We start from the raw sequence: 866 nt of genomic DNA, 5'->3' as shown, positions 1-866 counted from the left end.
GTCGCCGTTGACGAAAAACGCATGATCAACTGCCGCGCCGACCTCAACCAACTCGTGCCGTTCAAGTACGACTGGGCCTGGCAGAAATACCTCGACGGCTGCGCCAACCACTGGATGCCGCAAGAGGTCAACATGACCGCCGACATCGCCCTGTGGAAAAACCCCGAGGGCCTGACCGACGACGAACGTCGCATCGTCATGCGCAACCTGGGCTTCTTCTCCACCGCCGATTCCCTGGTCGCCAACAACCTGGTCCTGGCCGTATACCGCCTGATCACCAACCCGGAGTGCCGCCAGTACATCCTGCGCCAGGCCTTCGAAGAAGCGATCCACACCCACGCCTACCAGTACTGCATCGAATCGCTGGCCATGGATGAAGGCGAGATCTTCAACATGTACCACGAGATCCCATCGGTCGCTAAAAAAGCCGCCTGGGGCCTGAAGTACACCCGTTCGATCTCCGATCCGAAGTTCGAAACCGGCACCGTCGACACCGACAAGGAACTGCTGCGCAACCTGGTCGCCTACTACTGCGTACTGGAAGGCATCTTCTTCTACTGCGGCTTCACCCAGATCCTGTCCATGGGCCGGCGCAACAAAATGACCGGCGTGGCCGAGCAGTTCCAGTACATCCTGCGCGATGAGTCGATGCACCTGAACTTCGGTATCGACGTGATCAACCAGATCAAAATCGAAAACCCACATTTGTGGGATGCCGACATGAAGGAAGAAGCGACCCAGATGATCCTGCAAGGGACCCAGCTGGAGATCGAATACGCACGCGACACCATGCCGCGCGGCGTGCTGGGCATGAACGCGGCGATGATGGAGGACTACCTCAAATTCATCGCCAACCGTCGCCTGTC

1 protein-coding gene is annotated in these 866 nt (G+C 58.5%); it reads left to right on the top strand.

Going from position 1 to position 866, the window contains the following annotated elements:
• Nucleotides 1–866 (top strand): ribonucleotide-diphosphate reductase subunit beta (locus FJD34_RS27990; protein WP_146552304.1); only part of this gene is annotated, 866 nt, incomplete at both ends.

This window comes from Pseudomonas brenneri (genome assembly GCF_007858285.1).
Taxonomy (GTDB): Bacteria; Pseudomonadota; Gammaproteobacteria; order Pseudomonadales; family Pseudomonadaceae; genus Aquipseudomonas; species Aquipseudomonas brenneri.
Note: the sequence above shows the minus strand (reverse complement) of the source record. Positions and strands in the feature narration are given on the sequence as shown.